Genomic DNA, 23,843 nt, shown 5'->3' on the forward strand with positions numbered 1-23,843 from the left:
TCCTTAATCGTCTGGCGCATGGAACGGATGCCAAACAGGTACTGGACCAGCACCATTTTAATCAGTACAACAGGATCGACGCTTGGCCGTCCGTTATCGGCAGAATACATATCTTCCACTAGCGGATATATAAAGTCAAAGTCGATTGCCGCCTCGATTTTGCGAACCAGATGGTCAGCAGGTACAAGCTGATCGAGCGCGACAACTTCCATTTGATTCCGGCGGTTTTCCGGTCGTTTTGATAACATACAAATTCCCCCACAAGATTTTGATGTTTTTATTGTACAAAAAAAGCTTGTAGACATCATCTTCAAAATGAAGACTTTGTCTACAAGCTGAAGCGGTGTACCCTATGTGTACACCGCTTTTGCCATTTCGTTATAAGGGCTGCCGATTAGAAAAAAGCGATAAAAAACACGAACAAAAAGGAGGGAGAAATTTTCTCCCTCCTTGCTGCTTACGCTGCTTTTTTCTTGAATGTAACTCTAGATACTCCCGTTTTTGCAAATATAATTGTTAAAATAAGCGGTACTACAATCGCTGCAACCATTGCGACTGCAAACATAATCATGTGCTGAGGCTGAATAGATAAAATACCAGGCAAGCCGCCTACACCGATGGAGTTGGCCATTACGCCGCTTCCTACAGAAATGACTGCTGCGGTCAGAGATCCAATCATAGCTGCTAAAAATGGAAAGCCGTATTTAAGGTTAATACCAAAGATGGCCGGTTCTGTTACCCCCAGGTAGCAGGAGATTGCAGCTGGAATCGATACCTGCTTTTCTTCTTCATTTTTTCTATTAATATAGATCATTGCCAAAACAGCAGAACCCTGCGCGATATTTGATAGAGCGATCATTGGCCACAGGTTTGTTCCTCCAAGCTCACTCATAAGCTGAAGATCGATTGCATTGGTCATATGATGCAATCCAGTGATAACGAGCGGGGCATAAGCAAAGCCAAAGATGGCCGCAAATAACCAGCCAAATGATGAAGTTAAACCTGAATACACAACGTTAGAAACAAATGAGCCGATGCTCCATCCAATAGGACCCAATACAGTGTGGGCAATTAAAACAGTTGGCAGTAAAGCAAAAAACGGTACAACAATCATAGAAATAGCATTTGGAACGATATCACGTAATTTACGCTCCAAGAACGCTAATACAAGACCGGCAAGAATCGCAGGAATCACCTGCGCCTGGTAGCCGATCATTTCAATTTGTGCAAAGCCAAAATCCCATACGGGTATGTCGCTGGCTTTAGCGCCTGCTACTCCATAGGCGTTTAGAAGCTGAGGAGAAACGAGGGTAATACCAAGAACAATACCGAGAATTTGTGACGTTCCCATTTTCTTTGTAATTGCCCACGTGATACCTACAGGCAGGAAGTGGAATACCGCTTCACCAATCAACCATAAAAACGCATGTGCACCTGCCCAGAATTGAGAAACTTCTACCAGTGACTTCGTTCCTCCTTCCAGCATTTTGATGTCACCGATTACATTTCTAAAGCCTAAAATAAGACCTCCGACTACCAATGCTGGAATTAATGGCGTAAAAATATCTGCAAGGTGAGCAATCATTCGTTGAAGAAAGTTCATGTTTTGCTTGGCAGCCACTTTTGCTTCTTCTTTGGAAGCGCTGTCTATATCTGCGTGTTGAACAAACTCATTAAAGAATGAAGAAACCTCATTACCGATGATAACTTGAAATTGACCAGCCTGAGTAAAGGTTCCCTTTACGAGCTTAATTGCTTCTATTTGTTCTACATTTGCTTTTTGAGGATCTTTTAAAACAAAACGCATTCTGGTTGCACAATGTGTAACAGCAGCAACATTATCTTTTCCCCCAATGCGCTCCAGCAGTTCTTTCGCTGGGTCTGTATACTTACTCATTCCCTTTTCCCCCTGTTGAATTGGCGTTCATTCCAATTCTTCGTTTTCTGCAGTAATCAAACCAATATATACAGGAGGTGTTTTTGTTTACGAATTAGTTTTACCTGTATATACAAGATGTGTTTGCGTTTTCATTTTATCTTGTATATACATGATTGTCAACTAGGATTTTTAATAAAAATTTATACATAAGGAAAGGTGATTTGCTCTTATTTCGCGTATGAACATGCTTTATTGAATCAACCCTGTTCGTTTTACACTTATTTTCATGGGACGATATCCCACATCATGCAAGCAACAGCGTTTTTTCGCGGCTTTTATTCTTCATCTGTTTGCTGACTATACTCCTGTGTCCATAAAAAAACACCTCCAAGTTGGCTTTTCGGGTAATTACATACCCATTTTTCAACTTAAAGATGTTTTTATTTGTCTTACTCTATGGGGTTAGTTCCGTCAGTTCTGGCTTTATCTGTTTTACATCTACAATGAGTGCCAATTAACCTATATGACGTTTCAGAGACACCAACTACTTTATGGGTGCATAACCTGCCTTTAAGGTTTACTCAGCCAATATGTTATAGAAGGGATGAATATTTATTTTATGACTTCTTATATGGATTATACGGCTCCATCAACTCAATTTACGTTTGATGTAAACAGTAGTCGTTTTTTTCAAAAGGACAACAGCAACTATATCAATGTCCTTGGCGTGCAGCAGCTGAATACATTGAAAAACGTATCTCTTCTCGACATCTTTTTAAGCATCCATAACGTTGTGGAGCCTCATTATCACCAAAATGCAGCCGAGCTAGTTTATTGCATTTCAGGTGCAGCCACTGTATCCATGTTGAATCCCCTTACAAAGGAGCTTTGTCATTACCCTATTACACCGGGACAGGTCGCGAATGTTCCGCAGGGCTGGTGGCATTATGAAGTCGCAACCACTGATCGCACTCACCTTTTAGCTATTTTTAACGCGCCAACGCCGGAAGTAATCTTAGGATCTGACATCCTTACATTAACCCCTGCAAACATTATGGCTCATACTTATTGCATTGACGAAGAGCAATGGAAACGTGCAGTCCATCCTGTTCAGCCTTCGACGCTTATCCGCCCATATAAGGACTGCAATCAAGCAAAAAGCCAATATTCAAACTATCCTTCTCAGCAGCCTCAAAATAATCATCCTTATCCTGGACTTCCATATTATACTTATCCTTCTTACTACGGGAAGCAATAATCATTCTCTATATACACACTCAGCAGGATTCATAATCCTCTAATACCATTTATGTTTATTGTTAGCCTCTGTGCAGGAAACTTTACTGAAAAGCGCAGGTTGTCCTCATTAGATCAATAAACCATCTTTTTTTGAAAGTGTTCTAATTGTATGAACTGTCGAAAAAACAACAGCCGCAGCAAGAATGTTAGAGCACATTCTTTAAAGTGTGTTCATTTCCTTTTTTATATTTAACAAGCAGCCCGAAGCATATATCGGCTTTTCCGGCTGCTTTTAGCGTGTTTAAAAATCAAATGTGCTTATCTTTTAATTTTCTTCATTGTGCTTTCTTTCGAAGTCAGCTCCTTCTATGGAAAAGCCGCCACTTTGCCTGACTTTACCGTCGTCTACATAGTAATGGTATCCTTCATCGAGCTCATTCAAAAAGATCACTTCAATTCCTCCGTGATCCAGGAAAACACCTTCCTGTCTTCTCAAGATCCATTCCTCACCCGGATACCTTTCCTGCAAATGTGCTTCTACTGCGTCTATATTTTCCATTATGGTGAGCTTTTCGTTATCTTTTTCCCATATTAAATAAACAATTTCTGCCATACTGATACAAAATGCAAGCGAAAGTAACATCACTCTCTTTTTTCGAAAAATGCAAGCGCAAAGGAACAAAATCAAAACCGGTCCCACCATAAACAAACTCGTGGTGATCGCAATAGGTGACATCAGGTGATCTCCCTTGAATCTATTATTTTTACTCGTTTGTCTCCTCGATTTCAAACGTTGAACTAAACCGTTCCTCTCCATATGCAGCAACAGCGTTAAATGGATTCATGCTGGGTTCTTCCCCTGCTTCCTCAGGAGCCACAGCAAGCTCGTCATAATCTGTTTCAAACACAGCTTCTGCCTCGAGTGTTTCTCCCTTTTTTAGCGTATGTGTGACAAGCTGTGCTGTACAAACATCCGGCGTCACATTTCCCTGCCCGCTCAATCTAAAGGTTTGTTCGTTATTCGTCACAGATACGGTTAATTTTCCTGAACAAGGATTTCCTTCAAATACGAAGTCTTTTTCTCCCTTGTTTGTAATAGCAGCTACAACTTTCACCGGCGTACCTTTTGGAATGGTATATGGCCGCGACGCTTTCAGCAGTGAAGAAGTTCCATCATTAGCAACCGTATGGAATTCAAGCGTTGCATAAAGATCATGATTTAATTCATAATCAAAGCGTGCAGGCTCCTTTTTCTCTCCCGTCTCGCTTTGTTCCCTGGTGGAGTTACATGCTGATAGCAGAAAAATAAAAGCTGTAAATAGAAAGATTTTTTTCATGTGCTCACCTCGTTTCTTTTAGTTTACACGAATGGAAAATAAAAGAAACCTTCTAACTTGGAAGTACAAAATGTTTTACGCAAAAGAATATATTTGTGAATAAGTACAGTATATGGGCATTGAGCAGTACCGGCGGCCTGCTAACAAAAAAACAGCCAGCTCAGTTAACTGAGCTGGCTGTTTTTTCTTCGATTCTACCTGGCTTAATCCACTGGCCGCCTGGCTGCTCGGCTGAGATCACACCCTGATCATATACTACATGACCGCGGTTGATGGTTTTCTTTATAGAACATGGGAATGTATGGCCGATATATAAGCTGATTTTATTTTTAGCCAAAAAATTCTCTTCTGTAACTGTAAATGATTCATCTGTAGACAGCAGTACAAAGTCAGCGTCATATCCTTCCGCAATCTGTCCTTTTGAAGAAAGTCCGAACCGCTTGGCAGGGTTGAGCGCTGTCCATTTCGCTACATGTTCAAATGGAATGTTGTGCTGCAGAGCAAGCTCCATCATTGACAGCAGAGAAAATTGGCCGCCGCTGATACCACCCCAAGCCTGGAACAAATTGTATGTAGCTGGATCTTTCAAGTCACTTGTACACGGTGAATGGTCCGAAGAAATCATATCAAACTTTCCATTGATTAAAAGCTCAATCAGCTTTTTTTGCTCTTCTGGCTGGCGAAGCGGCGGCGCACATTTGGCAATTGCGCCTTTTTCCTGCAGTGCATGGTGGTTAAACATTAGGTAGTGAGGGCATGTCTCAACCGTCACATTCATGCCTTTACGCTTCGCTTCTTCTATTTTTTCAATTGCTTCAGCAGAGCTGATGTGTACAAAATGAAGCGGGCATCCTGTTACTTCCGCGTAATACAAAGCACGCTGTACAGCTTCTGCTTCAGCCGCAATCGGGCGTGTTTCAAGATAGTCATCTGCTGACACAAGCCCGGCCTTCTCTTTTTCTTCTTTGAGCCAGTCGGTAATCGGACCGCTTTCTGAATGAAGAGCGAGCACTTTACCAAGCTCAGCGATGACTTTCATGCCTTTAAGAAGCGTTATATCATCTACATTTTCAAATTCTTTGTTGCCTGTTGTAGAAAGAAAAGCTTTAAACCCAATTACACCTTCTTCGGCCAGTTCAGCCAGGTGTGGCTCATTTCCCGGTACCAGGCCGCCCCACAGGGCAAAATCAGTCCAGGAAGTTTGATTTCCCTTGTTAGCTTTTTGGTAAAGTGCATCTTTATCAATCGTAGATGGAATACCATTGAGCGGCATATCGAAATAAGTTGTACAGCCGCCTGCTGCCATCATCTGAGAACCTGTATGGAAGCCTTCCCAATAATCACGGCCCGGATCACTAAAGTGAACATGAACATCAATCATGCCGGGCAGCACGAATTGGCCTTCTGCATCAATCACATGCTCTGCTTCACCAGAAATAGATTCACCAATCTCGGCGATTTTCCCACCTTTAATCGCAATGTTTGTTTGTTTTGATCCATCGGGAAAAACAACCGTTCCATTTTGAATGATTGTATCGAATTGTTTCATTTTCATTCTCCTGTCTTTAGCTTTCCAGCTGTATTAAACTGATCTTTCCTCTATAACAATGAAAGTCTTTTTATCACTGTTTCTCTTTGTTTATGTTACGTTTCTTTACATGTTTTCAGTTAAGTTGATTTTATAATATTCGAACTTTTAATTCATTAGTAAATATGTGATTTTTTCTTTCCTATTTGTACACATTATCCAAAAAAATAGCCGCTGCTTGGAAGCAGTTTATGAAAAAAAAAGCCGGTTCAGAGAGCAGCGACTGGCTGACTTCTGAAGCAGCTTTTCATCCGTTTTACAGACGTTTTTTTACCGGATTAGCCAGACTCGGGAATCCAGTGATCCGGCATTCAATTACATCTCCCTCTTGAATCAAAGCGGATCCGGGCGTCCCTGTTAAAATGACGTCTCCCGGCTGAAGTGTCATGATCTTAGAGAAAAAAGAAACGATAAACGCCGGCTGATACATCATATTGGCAATGACATTTTTATGATTGACGATGCCGTTTAAAACGGTTTCCACCTCGATCAAAGAAAGGGATGGCAATTCATCGGCGGTGATCAAATAAGGGCCGAAGCTGCAAAAGGTATTAAAGCTTTTGGCCCGCTGTAAAAAACGCGGATTTTGATTTTGGATATTTTTTGCGGTCATATCCAGACTGCTCGTAAAGCCCGCCACATACTCCCAAACATCCGCTTCTTCTACATTTTCACACGTTTTGCCAATGACGATGGCCAGTTCTGCTTCTCCAGATACATTCGGTGACTGCAACGGGATTTGAATAGGATCATTTGGCCCAATAAGGCTTGAGTTCGGCTTCATAAAGATCACCGGTTCTTCTTCCGGCGGCTGGCCTGATAACTCTAACGCTTTTTCCATATAGTTCATGCCAACCCCGAACACTTTTTCGGGATGGCGGAATAACGGCGCAAACGATACACCATCCAGGTCAAGGCCGCTTTTGGGCTTTAGCTGACTGCGTCCTTCTTTATGAAACCAATTTTTCAATTCCTCGAATTCACCGTTTTGCAGAAGCGGCAGCAATTCTTCACTCCATTGTTTTCCGGCTGCTTCGTTTACTTGATTCATAAGGTATATGTTGTCCTGCTCAATCAGTGCTGCTTTTTCCTGACCATTGCAGTAAACCGTGGCAAGCTTCATCCTTTCATTTCCTCCCCGCTGCAGCTTTTGGCAAATGAAAGTGCCCAATCGATCAGCCGTCTGTCTTGATTTTTTCCTGCGATTACGGATAATCCGACTGGCAGTCCGTTCACTTCTGCAAGCGGCAGCGTAATTTGAGGCAGTCCGGCAAGCCCGGCTATGCAAGTAAGCTGCATCGTCTTTGCCCGGTACTGTTCTGCCTCTTCACCGTGTAAATTAAGAAGCGGCGCCGGTCCTGGTGCAGTTGGAATGATTAACAGCGCATCCTCGCCTAAGAGAGCATCCATACGCCTCTGAATCTTTTTCCATTTATCAAACTGGTTTTGGCACTCCTCTTTTTGTAAGGTACCGGCCATGCGAAACCGCTCAGCAATACCCGGGCCAAATGCCGGCTGTTCATTTATAATCCACGAGCCGTGTTCTTCCCAGATTTCCAGTGCCTGGATGGTCCGGAATACCTCTGTCCAGGCAGCCAGTCCTTCTTCTGCCACACGGACAGACTCAGACTCAGCATGCTCCGTTCTTTTTTGAGCGGTCTCTAAAAAGGGCTGAAGGGCTGAAGCTGTTTCCCTGTCTGGCAGTGCCCAGGCTGCTTCTTCGACCAATAGTCGCTTGAACGGCTTCTTTTCATCAGAAGAAGGGAGCAGAACTTCGCCTGCCTGAGCAAGCATGTTCATATCCTTAGCCATCCAGCCAACTGTATCAAAGCTTTTTGCCAGCGGAATCACACCGCTTATGTTAACAGCTCCGTGTGTCGGGCGAATGCCGTACAGCCCGCAGTAGGAAGAAGGAATACGGACCGAGCCGCCAGTGTCTGTCCCAACCGCAAAATCAACAAGACCAGCAGCAGCAGCAACGGCTGAGCCGCTTGAAGAGCCGCCCGGGATCCGGTCCGGCGCTTTCGGATTAACAGGTGTACCGTAGTGAGCATTTTCACCATTCAAGCTGTACATCAGCTCATCTGTTTGAAGAGTGCCTGTAAGAGCTGCTCCTTGGGCCAGCAGTTTTTGAATAGAGTCTGCTGTTTCCTCCGCCGGATCATGTGTCCGAAGCCAGTCAGGATTTCCCGCACTGCATGTATAGCCTTTAATGGAAAATACATCCTTCACCGCAAAGAGGCGGCCATGGAGCAGTCCTTCCCCCGTTGGTGCAAGCTCGACTTCCTTGTCCATAAACGCGTTCCATTGATCAGTCATTTTGATATACCTCCCCTTTCATAAGTTTATAACGACGGCTTCTTTTTTTACGCCGTCCCTTAAAGCGGATATTTTCTATCACAAGCGACAGCAAAATCCCAATCAGGAGGCCATTGCTGACGAGCGGACGAATCATTGATGGAAATGATAGAAAGTACTCCGTTGGGAAAAACAGAAAGATAATGCCGATAAAGAGCGGCACTGCGACCCGATACAGGTTTGCCGGCGTCATGTCGATTTGTTCAAAGTAACCAAGCGCAGTTTGCAAAAGACGCATATAAGCAACAAGCAGGGCTGCACTGCCAACACTCAAAGGCATTTTAGCCATTAAGTGGCCAATGGCAGGAATGATGCCCATCACTATAAACATGGCGCCCCCAAGAATAAACGGCAGTCTTTCTAAAATACGTGTTTGATTTAAAAAACCGATAGACGACACATAAGGTGCATACGGCACCATGCCGAACAAGCCGGAGATCATGGTGAAAACACCTGAAATGGTAAAAGAGCGGCGATACTGCCGGTTCTCCGTTTGAGCCCCATACATGGAATCCGTTCCTTTTAAAGCACCAAATGTATTGGACAGGTTTAGCATACCGGCTACGACGGCCGTAATGATAATGCCAATATCAAAAGAAGGAGCTCCAAGAAGAAATACGCTGACAGCAGCGTCACCGCCCATGTCGATACTTTCACCGCCTGCTGAAAAAAATAATTCATAAACAAGCCAGCCGACAATAATACTGATTAAAAGAGAATACCGGCTGATCTTGGCATGCCCTTTTACACTAAGAAAAATGGTAAATAGAACAATGGCGCATGACAGCAAAAAAACCGGAACATCAATTTGCGGAGAAACTTCTCCTGTGCTAAAAGGAATGCCAAGCATCCCCTTTAAAAAAATAGTATTTAGCCGGACCGCCAATAAAAAGGTGAAAACGGCCATGACACCCGCGTTAAACCATCTGGCAATGTGGGAAGCCAAACCCGATACACCGATCAGCACGGTGATGATCCCCGACAAAATAATACCGACTGAAATGCTGCCTCCCAGCACAGAAAGTGGAATGCCTTGTGCGGGAGCAATGTAGCACATGCTTAAAATGACGCCCCACCAGAGGCCTGACTGTCCTTCCATAATCGAACGGCGATGACCAAACAGGGCTTGTACAATACAAGCGAGCCCTGTAAAAATAAAAGAAAGCTGAAGGAGTGCCACGATTTTCCCCTGCTCCAGCCCAAATGCACTTCCAATTGTAATAGGGATAACCACTGTATTGGTAAAAAGAAAAAACAGCCATTGCAGTCCTGCTGTCCAGTGTGTTACCTTTGTCCATTCCCACATATTGCTCACCTTCTTTTCCACACCGAAGAATAAAGAAGCCGGCTGCCCATCAAAAAATCATGGATTGAAGCCGGCTTTCCTTATTACATCATAACTTTTTCGGCAGCAGCTGTCTCGTATACATTTAAAGCAGCCTGCAGCGCTTCTCCTCTTTGAACAACGGCTCCATTTCGGATTAATGCAGCTTCAAGACCTGCCAATACAGCAAACACATTTTCTTTGCGGCAGCTGTAGCCCATTGCACCAATGCGCCAGATTTTTCCGTGAAGCGGACCGAACGAGCTGGCGATTTCAATGCCGAATTGCTCTAAGAGCATCGACCGGACAGCTTCACCGTCAATGCCTTCAGGAATGTTCACGCATGTTACCATTGGCAGCTTCCACGGCACATCGTTAAAAAGTGTAAGTCCCATCGCCTTAACACCCTCCATGATTGCTTTTTCATGAAGACGGTGGCGAGCAAATCGTGCTTCAAGACCTTCTTCAAGCACAACACGTGCTCCTTCACGGAGTGCATAAAGCATAGACGTTGCTTCTGTATGATGATTTAGACGGCGCGGCCCCCAGTAATCCTGCAGCTGGCTTAAATCAAAATAATTACTTTGAATGGGATGCAAAACATCCACTGCATCTTCCGCTGTTCGCACGCCTCTTTCCACTTTCTTGCGGGAGGAAAGAATTTTTTCAACGCGCTCATTATACGTAATCGGTGCCATGCCGGATGGAACGGAAAAACACTTTTGCGTTCCGCCAATCACTGCATCCAGCTGCCACTCATCCACCTTCACCTCTGTTCCGGCAATCGTTGCGACTGCATCTACAATCGAGATAATACCCATCTCACGGCAGGCTTTCCCGACTTTATCAAGTGGCTGCATGCATCCTGTTGATGTTTCACCGTGGACAATAGCCAGGACTTTCGGTTTTACACGCTCCAAAGCCTCAATGATCTCATCCTGGTCAAATACCTGCCCCCACTCTGTTTCAATGGTATGGATTTGGGCGCCATTACGCTCTGCAATTTCTGTCAGCAGGTGGCCAAACCGGCCAAAAATCGGGATCAGAACTTTATCTCCTGGTGCCACTACACTGGTCAGGACGGCTTCAAGACCTGAGCGGGACGTTCCATCGATTGGAAATGCCCAATGGTTCTTTGTCTGGAATACCTGGCGCAGCATATCCATTGTTTCATTCATAATCTGGGTAAATGCCGGATCAAACTGGCCTAAAATTGGCGTGCTCATCGCCCGAAGCACCCGCGGATCTGCTTCAACTGGTCCCGGGGTCATAATGGTGCGTAAAGGTGTATTTAATTCACGGTATACCGTCATTTTGTTTTCCTCCTTAATAAGCTAACTCGTATAATGTTTTTGTTAACAGCTGGACTCCTTTTTCGAGGTCCACCGCTTTTGTATATTCATCCGGCGAATGGCTGATCCCCCGATGGCTCGGTACAAACAATAAAGAGGTTGGTACATACCGGCCAAACACTTGAGAATCATGGCCTGCACCGCTTGTCATGACTTTATAAGGGGTCTGCTCCCTTTTTAAAATATCTATCGACAGCGCACTCAGCTTTTCACACATCGGAACTGGCTTTTCATTCATCCAGTTATCAATATGAAGGCCTGTTCCATGCTCCTGGCAAATGCGCTGGAATGTATGGAAAACAGAGGTGCTAAACGACTCCAGCAGCAATTCTTGACTGTGGCGAATATCAATGGAAAACACCGCTTCCCTGGCGATCACATTTGGAATGTTCGGTTTAATTTCCATTCTGCCTACTGTCGCTACCAGTTCAGGATCGGTTTCTTTTGCCCGCTGAATCAAGGTTTGAATCAGTAATGCCGCCGTATAGACGGCATCTTTACGATATGGCATTGGTGTCGTGCCGGCATGATTACTTTCTCCCGTAATTGTTACATTATAGCGGCGCTGTCCGACAATGTGGCTGACAACCCCAATGGATTTGTTCTCCCGTTCAAGTACTTCCCCCTGCTCAATATGAAGTTCAATAAAGCAATCGATATCATCTCGCTTTGCCTGGCGGAAGTGTCCAAGACCGAATCCTGCCCTGTTCATCGCTTCTGTGAATGACGTGCCGGACGTATCTTTCAGTTCCTTTATATGATCCTGCTTTCGCAATCCTGTAATATTTCCAGATCCCCAGTAGGTCAGGGGAAAACGGCTTCCTTCTTCTTCACAAAGCGATACGACTTCAATTGTCTGCTTCGGGCGGCCGTACTGTTCAAACAATGACTGCAGCGCTAGTATACCGGCAGCGATGCCGTACGCACCATCGTACTTGCCTCCATCTGTGACTGTATCGATATGGGAACCTGTTAAAATAACAGCTTCCGTTTTCTGAGATCCTTCCAGGCGCCCGTAAAGGTTCCCGGCATCATCAAAATAAGACACAAGCCCGGACTCTTCCATTTTCCTCATCAGTGCTTGTTGGGCGTCTTGCCACTTTTGATCATATAAAAGACGGGTTACGCCGCCTCTTTCGGTCTGCCCGTAACGAGCCAGCCATTCAGTCATTTCATATGCCGTTTTCGTTTCGATAGGCGGATCTGTTTTAATCATATCCATCCCCCTGCTCTTTTCTTATTGCTTTTATTGTAATGGAACAATAAGCGAAAAACATTCACAAAAATGTAGAAAATTATCTCGTTTTATTGTTTAATCTAACTAAAAGGTCAAACTATTCGAAAATCAAGGAGAGAATAAAGATGTTTATGCAGGATTTATTAGCCCTTCCAGTTTTTTCCGGCGCTGTTATTGCTGGAGGACGGGCGGGGTTGGACCGTGAAGTAAATACCGTTAATATGATGGACGCTCCAGATATTATCTCTTATCTTAAGCCAAATGAATTACTGGTCACGACCGCCTTTCATTTAAAAGACGACCTTTCTTCCATGCTGGGGCTTCTGGAGGAAATGCATAAACAGGGCTGTGCCGGCCTTGGCATTAAAACAAAGCGCTTTTTACATAACATTCCGGCTGAAGCGATCGCGCTTGCTGACCAGTATCAACTGCCGATTATTGATATACCTGTTGATACATCACTTGGAGATATTGTCCATCAATCACTCAGCTGCATTTTGGATATGCGGACAACAGAACTACACCAGGCGATGAAAACACACCAGCAATTTACGAACTTTATTATTAACGGCCAGGGTCTGGATAAAATCCTTCAAAGTCTGGCTGGCTTAACCGGCGGCCGGATTACCCTTTTAAATCAGCAGCTGCGGCCTTTTTCTGGTACAGGTAGTTTATCTGACTCTTTTTACTCTTTACTGGCCGGCATAGGCGCCTATCTTCCAAAAACAAGATTTACAGCTTTTTCAATTCGACATGAAGAAGCCTTGAAGACATTTACGTTGTTCCCTATTTACACGCATAAAAAACAGCCGAGCTACCTGGCCGTTCACCGGTTTATTCCGCCAACAGACCGCTCTGCTGTTTTAATGGTCGAACAGGCCGCCAACGTGATTGCTTTTGAATTAATGAAGGAAAATGCTCTTAAACAAAAAACACAGCGGCTTCGAAACGAATTTTTCACAAATTTTATGAATGGCGCTTTTTCCTCTTCTGAAGAAATACTGAATCGGGCAAGGGAGTTCGGCCTTTCAAATGAAAATCGCTATTTTTGTGCGGCAGGACGCATTGATCGTACCGAAAAAAGCTTTTCTCTTGCTGAGCATCAATGGGAATCAGAGCTTATTTACGATACGATTGATGAAGACATACAGGGCGCCGAAGGGAGCATGCAGCTGTATGCGACAGACGATAAATACATTGTTTTAATGGAAGCCAAAGGGAACTGGAAAAACAGTGAAGAAAGCTTTTTTTCCTTTTTAAAAGCGATTCAATCGTCCGTTGGCACGCAGCTGCAAAAAACAATTTCTTTTGGCATCAGCACATATGCAGAGCACCTAGTTCGTCTGCCGGAAGCTTACAAAGAAGCAGTGAATGCTCTTTATTACGGGTCAATGCTTGGCAGTACGCAATTTATAGAAGCCTATCAGCCAAAAGAGGTATCAGAGGTTTTGCGAATGATTCCATATGAACAGATGAAGCAGTTTTACCATAATACTTTCCAGGCACTCGTAAACGAGCCAAAGAAAGATTATGACCTTTTGATGCAAACCTTATCTGTTTACCTGGAGTCACACTGCCAGCTGTCCGAAACAGCCAAGCGCTTGTTTATTCACCGTAATACTGTCATTTACCGGCTAGAAAAATGCGAGGAGCTGCTTGGTCGCAGCTTAAAAGACCCTGAACAGACTTTATGCCTCCGTCTTGCTTTTCGAATTAAAGCGCTGCTGCAAAACAGCTGATCTAGTTTTACATTGACACTCCCACAGCTAAAGCCGTGGGAGTATCAATTAGCAATTGATACTAATAGTACTAACAAGTATATAGAATTAATAGCTACGGAACAGAATACCACTAGCCACACCATCTTGTTTATCACTCTATAGAGCTTGGAATTTCCCCTGTTTTATAAAAAGTAACAGCAAGCAGGAAGGTACAGTTTAATGGTTTAACCTTTTAATTTTCCGTTCTCCAGCGTTATCAGCCAAGCTGGGTTTGTTTTTTCATTCCTGTTTAAGATTATATACGTGACTGAATCAGTAAATAGCGCCTTTCATAAAGTTAGCGCATCTCCCCATTCCAGCAAGATAACAGCGGTGAGCCGGGCACCGACAACTTTATGCTCGTTCAAGACGTTGCACTTTTTCATTTTTATAATCGAGAAACGTTTTGCATTCTGATGTCTCTACTTTATAAAGAAAATCCCTAAGCCGCTTTTTCCAAACATGCATCTTCTAAAATCAGCATCAAAAACACCCTCTCAGGATTGGAATCAGCTGTTGCTCATTCGCCTGGAGGGTGTTTGTCGATTCGTTTTTCTATTTCACTTTTCTTTTATTTTTCAAAAATTGTACCTTTTTTAAACTTCGAATTTTTAAATGCAAGCTTCATGAGCAGGATATAGGAAAGCCCGCCGACAACAACGCCGATGATCCAGCCAAGATCTACCTGGATAAAAGCCGCTCCCGCTCCGATTAGCATCGCAATAATGGCACATGGGTTATACCCTGCAAACTGTCCATTTTCTTCATACAAATCTGAAACATTTATTTTCTGTTTCCGTAAAATATAGTACTCTACCAATAGGATTGAAACAATTGGGCCCAGGAAAGCAGAATAGATTAAGATGAACGTATTTAAGCCCTCTGCTGATGAATCCTGTACCAAAACCCACGGGAAAGAGCAAAATGCAAGCAGGCCGGTAATGACAACAGCAGGTTTGTATTTTAATTTTGTCAGTGAAGTAATTACATATGTTGGTGGAATGATATTAGCCACCATATTTACAGCAACCGCACCAATGACGATAAATGCAGAAACAGCAACCGTGATATACGGGTTATCTACTACGACGGCAAAAGCTTTTACTGGATTGGAAATGCCTGTAGCTGCTGCGAGCATCGCACCGATCGTCAGAACAAAACCATAAGCAACTACGATGGGAGAGAAGTATAAAAATCCTCGTTTTGTATCACTGATTCCTGTTTTCAGTTCTCGGGAATAATCCGCTGCACTCAAGAAAATCGCTGCATAGTTTCCAAGGAACACCATAATAAAGGCAAAGAATGGCAAGCCCCATGAGCCTTCTGCATGTACCCACCGTTCCGCAATAACATCACTGTGGGACGTCATTAAAATACCGAATACATAAACGAGTCCCAGCATGATCACAACAGATGCCAAAATTTCCATCCATTTAATCGCATGGAAACCAAACAAGGAAAGAACAATTTGAACAAGCTGGATTGCTATAAAACAAACGGCTATATTATCAAAAGAACCCTGGGTTAAAACTTTTGCAATTTCGTTTAATGCCGTTCCGCCAGTCCAGCTTTGAAACCCGTACCAGACAATCGCCGGTACACCGCGCAGCAAGGAAGATATAACTGATCCTTTACTGCCAAATGACATTCTCAGCTGTACAACGTAAGGAATTCCTGTTCTGTATCCCAGCCGGTCATTTAAAGCAAAAAAGGTTGAAATAATACCAATGGCGATCGCCGCTGCTAAAAAGGTCTGCACAAGGTTCAGTGTAGCTGCACCGGCTACAATCAAACTGGCACCGAGCGTCATATTTCCGAGGTTTACGCCGTCACCAATCCACATAAACATGTAGGAAAAAGATCCGACCGTTCGGCTTTTCTCCGTTTTTGGTTTTAACGATTCATCGATTCCTTTTGAATAAGGAACCTGTACTTCTTCTGCTGTCTGCCTGGCTAAATTTGTTGACACAGTTGCCCTCAACTCCATTCTTAGTCTTCAGAGAAAAACGCTTCTTCATATTGATAAAACCAGATTTAATTGATAGAATATTCAGTTAAGTAAATGTAAAATCTATTTTTAAAAGCGATATATCTCTTAAGTCATTTTAGGTTGCATTCTCGTTTCATTAATAAACTGTAAAAAAGATATGAATTATCTATGGAAGATAACTTTCTTTTTCATGTGACTTAATATAACATAATTGAAGTTTATAAAAATCTGAATTAAAAGTCATTGGGAGATATGTACATTTTTCAGTATTATTTTAGATGATTTGAATAAAAGGTTTTTTAGAAGTATTTTAAAACAAGTATTTTCTTTACAGACACAAAAAAGAAGCAGCTTTCCAATAGCTGCTTCATTCATGATCATTTGTTTTAAACAACCTTTTCTGTATGAATCCAGAACTTAATCAATAGTTCATTCTTTTTAAAGGAACTGATTTTTACCTTATTACTTGTTTACTGATTCGAGCCAATGGTCCGGTTTACGCAGTGAAACAGGCAGCTTTGTGTGCCGGTCACCTTTAGCTGCATTTACCTGAGCCTGCGTCAAAAAAATGCTTCCTGTCAAGTCGGCCCCTCTTAAATCGGCATCACGAAAGTCGGCACCAATCAAATCTGTCAGCCGGAGGTCCGCTCCTCTCAGGTCTGCCGCGATCAAAAGCGCTCCCCTCAAGTCAGCCCCTCTTAAATCCGCTCCTTTTAGCTTTGCGCCAAAAAAATCTTTTCTAAGTGCTGCTTTCGCTTTCTTTTTTGATACAGCTCTTGCCCGCACATACTTGCTCGACTGCAGTAAAAGTTGATTGACCATCGCTCTGTGAACGGGAACATCAAGTGCTAAAATAGCTTCAGGGCTGAGCTGTGTAAGCGCATTTATCTCCTTTACAGCTCTCCGCAGGTCTGTATGAATTGGCTCTGTTTCCTTCCACTCAAGCGCTTCTCCTAGATAACAAAGCATTTCATGAAGCTGCTGCATAATGGGAAAGACATCAAACATCTCTTTTTTAGATGCCGGATTTTCCCGCCAGCTTGTACCTTTGTATGTAAACTGTGATACTTTTTGTCCCGCTCCGAAACATTCGTATACTGCACAGCCCCTGAAACCTTTTTGCCTAAGGTTTTGATGGATGCCACAATAGAAGTCCACCTGTAAATTCTTGCATGGTGTACCACTGTCCTTATCCATGGCAAAATCAGCCGATTTTGCATAAGGCAGTGCCACACAACACAGACCAAAACAGTTATCACAGTCGGCTCGCAAATGGCTTTTTGTACTTGCTAGTTGACTAGACACCCTTTAACACTTCCTTCAATAATGAATCTATTATTCATTTGTCTGCTTATGGAAAAGTATACTGTTCCTTCTTTTAGAAAACAAACCCCTCTTTTAGCAGAAAGGTTCTCTTTTTTATCTTTTGTTTATTCTTTTAAAGATCGGGAATAGTACGAAGGTAAACTTATCACAAAGGAGAGTGCATAACATGGCAGGAAATAAAGCAATGATGACAACACTGGCACTGGGAGCAGCTTACCTTCTTCGAAATGAAAAATCTCGGACAAAACTAATGAATCAATTTAAAGCCATGGGCGGCAGCTCAAAAAGTAAAGCACCCGAGCAGCAAAAGTCACTGCCGCTCGGATAAACCAGAAGCGTGGATCCTTTTATTAGGATTCACGCTTTTTCTATTTATAGTTTTTCAGAATAGTCAGCAGCAAACCCGGAAAAAGCAGGTCCCTCTTATCTCTCTTCCTCCATTCTTACTTCTTCACCACAACCAATTAAGTTAAGATGCCAAGTTTTTCATTGACTCCTTTGTTTTTACGCTATAATCAAAATAGCATTAATAATTATATTTTTTATTAGGAGGATTTTCATGCCAAAGCCAGCTTCCATAAACGATTCATCGGTTATCCCTCAAATAGTGAAAGAAGCGATCAAAAAAGAAAAAGGTCATTTTGTCTCTGATGCGGAGCTGTCTGCTTATATAAGAGTAACACCAAAAGCAGTGTTAATGGATTTATGCATGGATTTATTTAAAGAAGAACTAAGCGTAGCGGACATTTTTCATGTAATAAAAAATACGTACCATATTGATTTAAACGAGAAAACACTGCTCCCTAAACAAAAAGCTCGTGTATTGCAGGCATATTCATTGAAAGAAAGCGATGCAGCTGTGGCTTCTTTGCCTGCTATAGCCATGGATTTGCAGGTTAAACAGCATGAAGGCAGCCTGACAAGCGCTGATGTTCGCACGATGGTTAATCAGCTTTTCGGTATCAATTTAGCCGGTATCTCGGAATTGGATGCAGCCAGAATTTCACTTTATTCAAAAGGCCAGTGGCTTTCTCAAAGCGAAACAAATTTATTTATCGTCTATACAGGGACTGGGGATATTGATGCACGGATCGTCCCAACCGACTATTTTACGGAGAAAACAGGTCTTAAAATAGTACCAGATGATCTGCAGCAGTCTTTAGCCACACTCGGTTTCTATTACGATGAAACCATCCAAAGCGTTTATTATACTAACCCAAGCGGAGAAGCTGTTCCGAATGATTTCAAAGTAAAAACGATGAAAATGATTGAGAAGTATATTAAACACAATTATTCACACCTATAAACCATTCCCTTAAACGAAATGCTCTGCCTGAAAAAACAGGCAGAGCATTTTTATGTCTATAAAAGCCATAAACAGATGCACTTTAGGATTTGCTTATTTTGCAAAAGAGGAGAGAAATTTCACTCGGTCTCCCATTGGTGGTACATTGTTATCAACAAGCGCTATCTCTAAAACAGCCGGTCCCTTTGCATTGATCAAACCGCTGATTACTTCCTCGTTCATATCTTCCATTCTATCAATTCTGAAGCTTGGAATATTCATCGCTGCTGCCATCGCTGTAATATTAATAGGCTCCTGTTCAAAAGTAGGATGCGAGCGCTGATATTGCAGTGTATGTCCATGATAAACCATACCAAGACGCGCATTATTCATGACAACAAATAAAATCGGCAGGCGGTATTCTTTTGCTGTTAAGATTTCCATTCCATGCATAAAGAAACAGCCATCTCCTGTTACACATACCGTCGGCCGCTCAGGCTCAGCGAGTTTTGACCCGATCGCGGAACCAATGCCGCTTCCCATGGCACCAAAATGTACATTAATGTCGAATGTGTGAGATTCCTTCACTTTCATGTGATGAATCACATAGGACATAAACTCTCCAATATCTACACAGTATCTGGAATCCGAAGGCAGGTAATTCTGAAGTGCTAACAGCACATTTTTCGTATTGTATTCTTCCCCAGCTGCACTTTTGTTTTCAGCAATCTTTGTTTCCTTTTGTGCTGATGCACCTAATATCTTTAATTCTTCAATCAAGAAAGCGAGGCTTAAATGAATATTCCCTAACACCGGTGCATCCACTTTATATTTTCGGTTAAATACTGTTTCATCAAAATCAAGCTGCACAACAAATCGATCTTTTGTCAGGTTTGCATTGTAATTGTTCGTAGCTGTTTCACCTAAACCGGATCCGATGATCAATAAAACCTCGCCGCCGCCTTCATTAATAAGGGTAGAAGCAGACTCGTGACCGGCAAAGCCAAATACGCCTGCCGAAAGAGGGTGGCTGCTTGGAATAACGCCTTTTGCCTGTGGCGTCGTCATAATTGGCCAGTGTAATAGTTCTGCCAGCTCAAGCACCTGGTCAACTGCATATCGAGCTCCCTGTCCTACAAAAAGATAACCGCTGTCTCTGTTTACCAGTTCCCTGGCCACCTTTTTGATTGTATCAAGATTCGGAATTGTTGGCTTTTTAACAGGTGGTGTCGGTACCGCTTTTTCTTGTACTTTTCCTTGCTGCACATCAATCGGCATAGAAATGTGAACAGGTCCTGGAACGCCAGAGACGGCTATCTCTGCGGCTTTCACAATTTCCTCGAGCAGGTTCTCTGCTTTTGTTACTGTCACACTGTACTTTGTAACGGGTGCAAACACCGGCTCCACGTTTAACTCCTGAGAGGCATTTAATCCGACTGTGTCGACAGGAACGGCTCCGGTTAAAAATAAAACCGGCAAGTGTTCCCGCATCGCGTTGGCTGCCCCCGTAACTAAATTTGTTCCCCCCGGACCGCTGCAGCCTACACAGATGCTCAGCCCATTTGTATATTTTGCATAAGAAGCAGCCATATAAGAAGCAGCACCTTCGTGCTTTGTAATAATCGGTGTGATAGATGGAATATCATATAGTTCATCGAATAAAGCATTCACTGAACCTGCTGGAATACCAAAAATGTACTTTACACCCATGCCTTCAAAATAATTCAACACTGACCGAATGGCTTTCATAAAAAATCCCCCTGAGCTTATTTTTTATTTTTTGTGGTCAAGATATTTTTCTGAGAACATTTCTGCTGTTAATGGTTTGTTAAAAAAGTAGCCCTGCATTAAATAGCAGTTCATTGTGTTTAAATAATCCACCTGCTCTTTTGTTTCTACACCTTCTGCGATCACATCAAGATTTAAATTTCGTGCTAATGTAATGATAGTATTGGTAATAGCAGCATTGTCCTGATCTTCTGTTATATCCTGCACAAATGACTTGTCAATCTTTAATGTGCTGATCGGAAGGTTTTTCAAGTAGCCTAAAGAAGAATAGCCTGTCCCAAAGTCATCCACTGCAATTTTCAGCCCAAAATCCTTGAGCAGATCCATCGTTGTAAAGGTCGCGTCCATGTTTTTCATAATTTGATTTTCAGTTAATTCCAAATGCAGAAATTCGGGCAACAAATCGGCTTCTTCCAGGGCACTCTTAATAATCGAAAATAAATTGTTTTCTTCAAACTGACGAACGGATAAATTGACCGCTACATTGATGAAAAGCCCCTGCTCATGCCACCTTTTTACTTGCCTGCATGCGTTGCGTAACATCCACTCCCCGATTGGAACGATTAATCCCGTTTCTTCTGCAATGGGAATAAACTCAGCAGGCGAGACCAGCCCTTCTCTCGGATGGCGCCACCTTACAAGCGCTTCAGCACCAATAACTTTGCCTGTTTTGCTGTCTATTTGAGGCTGATAATGAATTTCCAGCTCATCGTTGTCCAGGGCTTTATACAGGGCATTTTCAAACTTCATGCTTTTAAAAGTCCGGTTATCCATCCCGCTTTTGAAAAAGTAAAAGCTGTTTCCTGATATTTCTTTTGCTTTATACATTGCTGTATCCGCATTTTTAATCAGTGTCTCAGCGGCTTCACCATTTTCCGGGTACAAGCTGATACCAATACTTGTCTTAATATGAACTTCATTTTCTTTAAGATAAAACGGCTTGGCAAAAGAGTGACTGATTTGTTCTACTACAGTCATGACTTCTTCCTCGCTCTTGATTTTCGGCAAAATAATGGTGAACTCATCACCTCCCTGCCTTGAAACACTTGCTTTTGACGGAATGCTTGCACTTAACCGCTTAGCAGCATCCTGCAGAAGCAAGTCACCATAGCTATGCCCTAAACTATCATTGATTAGCTTAAAGCGGTCTAAATCCAAATACAAAATAGCCAGTTTTTCTCCCGGATGCTCCCTTGCATGCGTTAATTCTTCAATCAGTCTCTCATTCAACGAAACACGATTAGGCAAATCGGTTAAGCTGTCGTAAAAAGCAAGATACTTTATTTCTTCTTCCATCTGTTTTCTTTCCGTAACATCTTTGAATGTGACAACTTCGCCCAGTACGTTGGCTCCTTCTTTCATAGAAGAAATCACATATTCTACCGGAAAATACGTGCCATCTTTCCGGTAAAAATATTGCTCCACTTCTGAATAAGCCGTTTTGACTTTTTTCTTTGGAACTTGTTTTTTCGGAAATATCACATCAGACAGTTTTCCAATGAGCTCCCCTTTCTCGTATCCAAGCATCGTTTCCCCCGCTACATTACAAAAAGTAATACGGCTGTCAAGATCCAGCCCAAAAATCCCTTCTCCTGCAGAGTGCAGAATCAGTTCTTTTTCGCGGCTAAGCTGACGCAGTTCCGATACAACATGTTCAAGCTCTTTATTTTTAATCGTGATTTCAGAAGTGCGCTCTTCTATAATGACTTCTTGTTTTTCCATATATAACAGGTTCGAAAGAGTAGAGGCCGTTGCATCTACAATTGACTGTGCCAGCTGTCTGTCTGCTTCTGGATAGACAAACCCTTCCCTCTCCAGATCCACTACCGCAATAGCCCCTAACACTTCGCCCATCGCAATCATAGGAAGCATAAAAAGACCTTTAATACCGAAGTTTCTGCATAGCTCATGATTGGGCCGGCTGTCTTTAAATACATCTGGAATCAGCACTGCCGTTTTTGTTTTAATCACTTCCTGGAAAACAGCATCGCTCGTTGAATCCATCGGCGATTTCATGTGGATGTTAATCCAGTCTTCTTCATTCCAGTCACTATGCGCGCTTAAGCCCGCCGGTTTCAGTTTTTTCTCTGCCAAAGGATCAAGCAAATGCACACCGACGTTATAGTTGTTCAGGGCCTTTCCTACATAAAAAAAGCATGTATCGACTACTTCTTTCATGGTTGAACACAAAGAAAGCTCACGCGTTAAATCCAACAGCATCTGCTTTTCTGCAATAAGATTTTCTTTACGGGTCAAATTAGTGGTATTGCGAATCGCCACGGCCGCCATATTCACATAGGCTTCCACCGTTTGAATTTCTTCTTTTGTTAAATTCATTGGAGTGCCGTAATCAAACAAAAAAACAAGACCAAATAACTTATCTTCATAGGAAATAGGAAGAACCAGAAGCGATTGGATTTTAAAATGCATCATGTTCCTCGGATCCGGGCGGTCATCCTTTGACGTATCGGGTATATAAATTGTTTTTTGTGTTTCAATTACTTCTTTCGCAAGCAGGTCTCTTTCTGTATCAATCACATGCATGTCCAGAGTCATTCCCTCTATTACTTCCGGTTTCCCCACGTAGCCTCTGAATGTCCCGTCCTCCTGCGGCAGGTAAATACCTACAGAATCACACTGCACAATTTCCTCAGAGATAGCTGTGACGACATGCCCCAGCACTTCACGTAAATTTAATTTCGTATTAATTAATTTGGTAATATGTGCAAGACGCGAATACCTTGTCTGTTCTTTCTCCATTCATGCATCCTCCATTATTTACATTCATACTTTTTACGCGCTGGAAGAATTTCTTTGCTTGTTATTCTTTTTTATTTATGAAGCCTTTCTTTATTCAAAATCCGTGCGCTATATGATTTATAAGTTCTTAAACTGCTTTATCAGAATCGGAAAAAGCAGCCCGAATATCACATTATCTGTTTTCTTTACCTTTTCTCCTTAAACAGTGAACCGCCTCCAGGTTTTGTTCAGGTAAAACAAATAACAATATCCGGGCTGCTTTCAGTTATTAGGCATCCGAATATTTTGAAATTTTATCCTTTTTATAAACTTTTTTATATCCTTATTATATACAATTTTCTCTTTAAAGATTTTCCACTCTTTTATTATATTTTTTATTTCTATTATACTATGTATTTTTGGTATTCCTTCTACTTTTATGTAGGCATTTATAACTAAAATTTATTTCTCAAGAGGATTTTACACTTATCCATCGATGTTGCTATGTGAAAATGAAAGCAAAAATTACTAAATAATACTTAAAAGGAATATAAGAGGTAATTTTACAGATGCCAGTTTTATTTATTTTCTTCTCTTTGCTTAATTTATCTCTAGTCTAACCTCTGACCGCATACATATAA

Annotated in this window: 18 protein-coding genes; 4 read left to right on the forward strand and 14 right to left on the reverse strand. The window is 42.4% G+C overall.

The features are described from left to right. Both VP97_RS06870 and treP read right to left on the reverse strand, forming a co-directional pair. A partial coding sequence (locus tag VP97_RS06870) for a transposase (protein WP_172656740.1) occupies positions 1-248 on the reverse strand: 248 nt, incomplete at its 3' end. 209 nt (positions 249-457) lie between these two features. Further along, the gene (gene treP, locus VP97_RS06875; RefSeq protein ID WP_050181007.1) at positions 458-1,897 is read right to left on the reverse strand and encodes a PTS system trehalose-specific EIIBC component; all 1,440 of its coding nucleotides are present in this window, start codon (positions 1,895-1,897) and stop codon (positions 458-460) included. A 601-nt stretch (positions 1,898-2,498) separates the two neighbouring features. On the opposite strand from treP, the gene VP97_RS06880 reads away from it, so the two are divergent. Continuing rightward, on the forward strand, positions 2,499-3,137 hold the full coding sequence (locus VP97_RS06880; RefSeq protein WP_050181055.1) for a cupin domain-containing protein: 639 nt from the start codon (positions 2,499-2,501) through the stop codon (positions 3,135-3,137). A gap of 306 nt (positions 3,138-3,443) precedes the next feature. Here the strand turns inward: VP97_RS06880 and VP97_RS06885 are convergent, their stop codons facing one another. From VP97_RS06885 to allC, 8 genes are all read right to left on the reverse strand, one after another. Next, positions 3,444-3,854 carry a hypothetical protein gene (locus tag VP97_RS06885; protein ID WP_050181008.1) on the reverse strand — a complete coding sequence of 137 codons (411 nt, stop codon included), beginning with the start codon at positions 3,852-3,854 and terminating at the stop codon, positions 3,444-3,446. Positions 3,855-3,882: 28 nt separating this feature from the next. Then, a complete protein-coding gene (locus VP97_RS06890; RefSeq protein WP_050181009.1) occupies positions 3,883-4,455 on the reverse strand; it encodes a membrane lipoprotein lipid attachment site-containing protein in 573 nt (190 codons plus the stop codon). Between the two features lie 160 nt (positions 4,456-4,615). Continuing rightward, positions 4,616-6,004, reverse strand: a complete 1,389-nt coding sequence (locus tag VP97_RS06895) for an allantoinase (protein WP_050181010.1) — start codon at positions 6,002-6,004, stop codon at positions 4,616-4,618. A 295-nt stretch (positions 6,005-6,299) separates the two neighbouring features. Next, positions 6,300-7,166: a fumarylacetoacetate hydrolase family protein gene (locus VP97_RS06900; RefSeq protein ID WP_050181011.1), complete on the reverse strand. Its 867-nt coding sequence runs from the start codon at positions 7,164-7,166 to the stop codon at positions 6,300-6,302. Continuing rightward, positions 7,163-8,362, reverse strand: coding sequence for an amidase (locus VP97_RS06905; protein WP_050181012.1), 1,200 nt, complete (start codon positions 8,360-8,362; stop codon positions 7,163-7,165). Before VP97_RS06905 ends, VP97_RS06900 begins: the two co-directional genes overlap by 4 nt. After that, a complete protein-coding gene (locus VP97_RS06910) occupies positions 8,355-9,707 on the reverse strand; it encodes a uracil/xanthine transporter (protein ID WP_082220273.1) in 1,353 nt (450 codons plus the stop codon). Before VP97_RS06910 ends, VP97_RS06905 begins: the two co-directional genes overlap by 8 nt. Positions 9,708-9,790: 83 nt before the next feature. Next, positions 9,791-11,038: a pyridoxal-phosphate-dependent aminotransferase family protein gene (locus tag VP97_RS06915; RefSeq protein WP_050181013.1), complete on the reverse strand. Its 1,248-nt coding sequence runs from the start codon at positions 11,036-11,038 to the stop codon at positions 9,791-9,793. 13 nt (positions 11,039-11,051) lie between these two features. Continuing rightward, on the reverse strand, positions 11,052-12,293 hold the full coding sequence (allC, locus tag VP97_RS06920; protein WP_050181014.1) for an allantoate deiminase: 1,242 nt from the start codon (positions 12,291-12,293) through the stop codon (positions 11,052-11,054). A 146-nt stretch (positions 12,294-12,439) separates the two neighbouring features. On the opposite strand from allC, the gene VP97_RS06925 reads away from it, so the two are divergent. Further along, positions 12,440-14,053: a PucR family transcriptional regulator gene (locus VP97_RS06925; protein ID WP_050181015.1), complete on the forward strand. Its 1,614-nt coding sequence runs from the start codon at positions 12,440-12,442 to the stop codon at positions 14,051-14,053. A gap of 592 nt (positions 14,054-14,645) precedes the next feature. On the opposite strand, the gene VP97_RS06930 is transcribed toward VP97_RS06925, so the two are convergent. Together VP97_RS06930 and VP97_RS06935 are read right to left on the reverse strand one after the other, a co-directional pair. Continuing rightward, positions 14,646-16,043, reverse strand: coding sequence for an NCS1 family transporter (locus VP97_RS06930; RefSeq protein ID WP_050181016.1), 1,398 nt, complete (start codon positions 16,041-16,043; stop codon positions 14,646-14,648). Between the two features lie 483 nt (positions 16,044-16,526). Next, positions 16,527-17,369 (reverse strand): pentapeptide repeat-containing protein, encoded by an 843-nt coding sequence (locus VP97_RS06935; RefSeq protein WP_050181017.1) that lies wholly within the window; start codon positions 17,367-17,369, stop codon positions 16,527-16,529. 187 nt (positions 17,370-17,556) lie between these two features. On the opposite strand from VP97_RS06935, the gene VP97_RS24200 reads away from it, so the two are divergent. After that, positions 17,557-17,718, forward strand: a complete 162-nt coding sequence (locus VP97_RS24200; protein ID WP_172656741.1) for a hypothetical protein — start codon at positions 17,557-17,559, stop codon at positions 17,716-17,718. Between the two features lie 231 nt (positions 17,719-17,949). Beyond that, positions 17,950-18,696: a hypothetical protein gene (locus VP97_RS06940; RefSeq protein WP_050181018.1), complete on the forward strand. Its 747-nt coding sequence runs from the start codon at positions 17,950-17,952 to the stop codon at positions 18,694-18,696. A 93-nt stretch (positions 18,697-18,789) separates the two neighbouring features. On the opposite strand, the gene VP97_RS06945 is transcribed toward VP97_RS06940, so the two are convergent. Beyond that, positions 18,790-20,424 (reverse strand): thiamine pyrophosphate-binding protein, encoded by a 1,635-nt coding sequence (locus tag VP97_RS06945; protein ID WP_050181019.1) that lies wholly within the window; start codon positions 20,422-20,424, stop codon positions 18,790-18,792. 24 nt (positions 20,425-20,448) lie between these two features. Beyond that, positions 20,449-23,223: a sensor domain-containing phosphodiesterase gene (locus VP97_RS06950; protein WP_050181020.1), complete on the reverse strand. Its 2,775-nt coding sequence runs from the start codon at positions 23,221-23,223 to the stop codon at positions 20,449-20,451. Between the last annotated feature and the right edge of the window lie 620 nt (positions 23,224-23,843).

The organism is Domibacillus robiginosus, from assembly GCF_000966195.1.
Classification (GTDB): domain Bacteria; phylum Bacillota; class Bacilli; order Bacillales; family Domibacillaceae; genus Domibacillus; species Domibacillus robiginosus.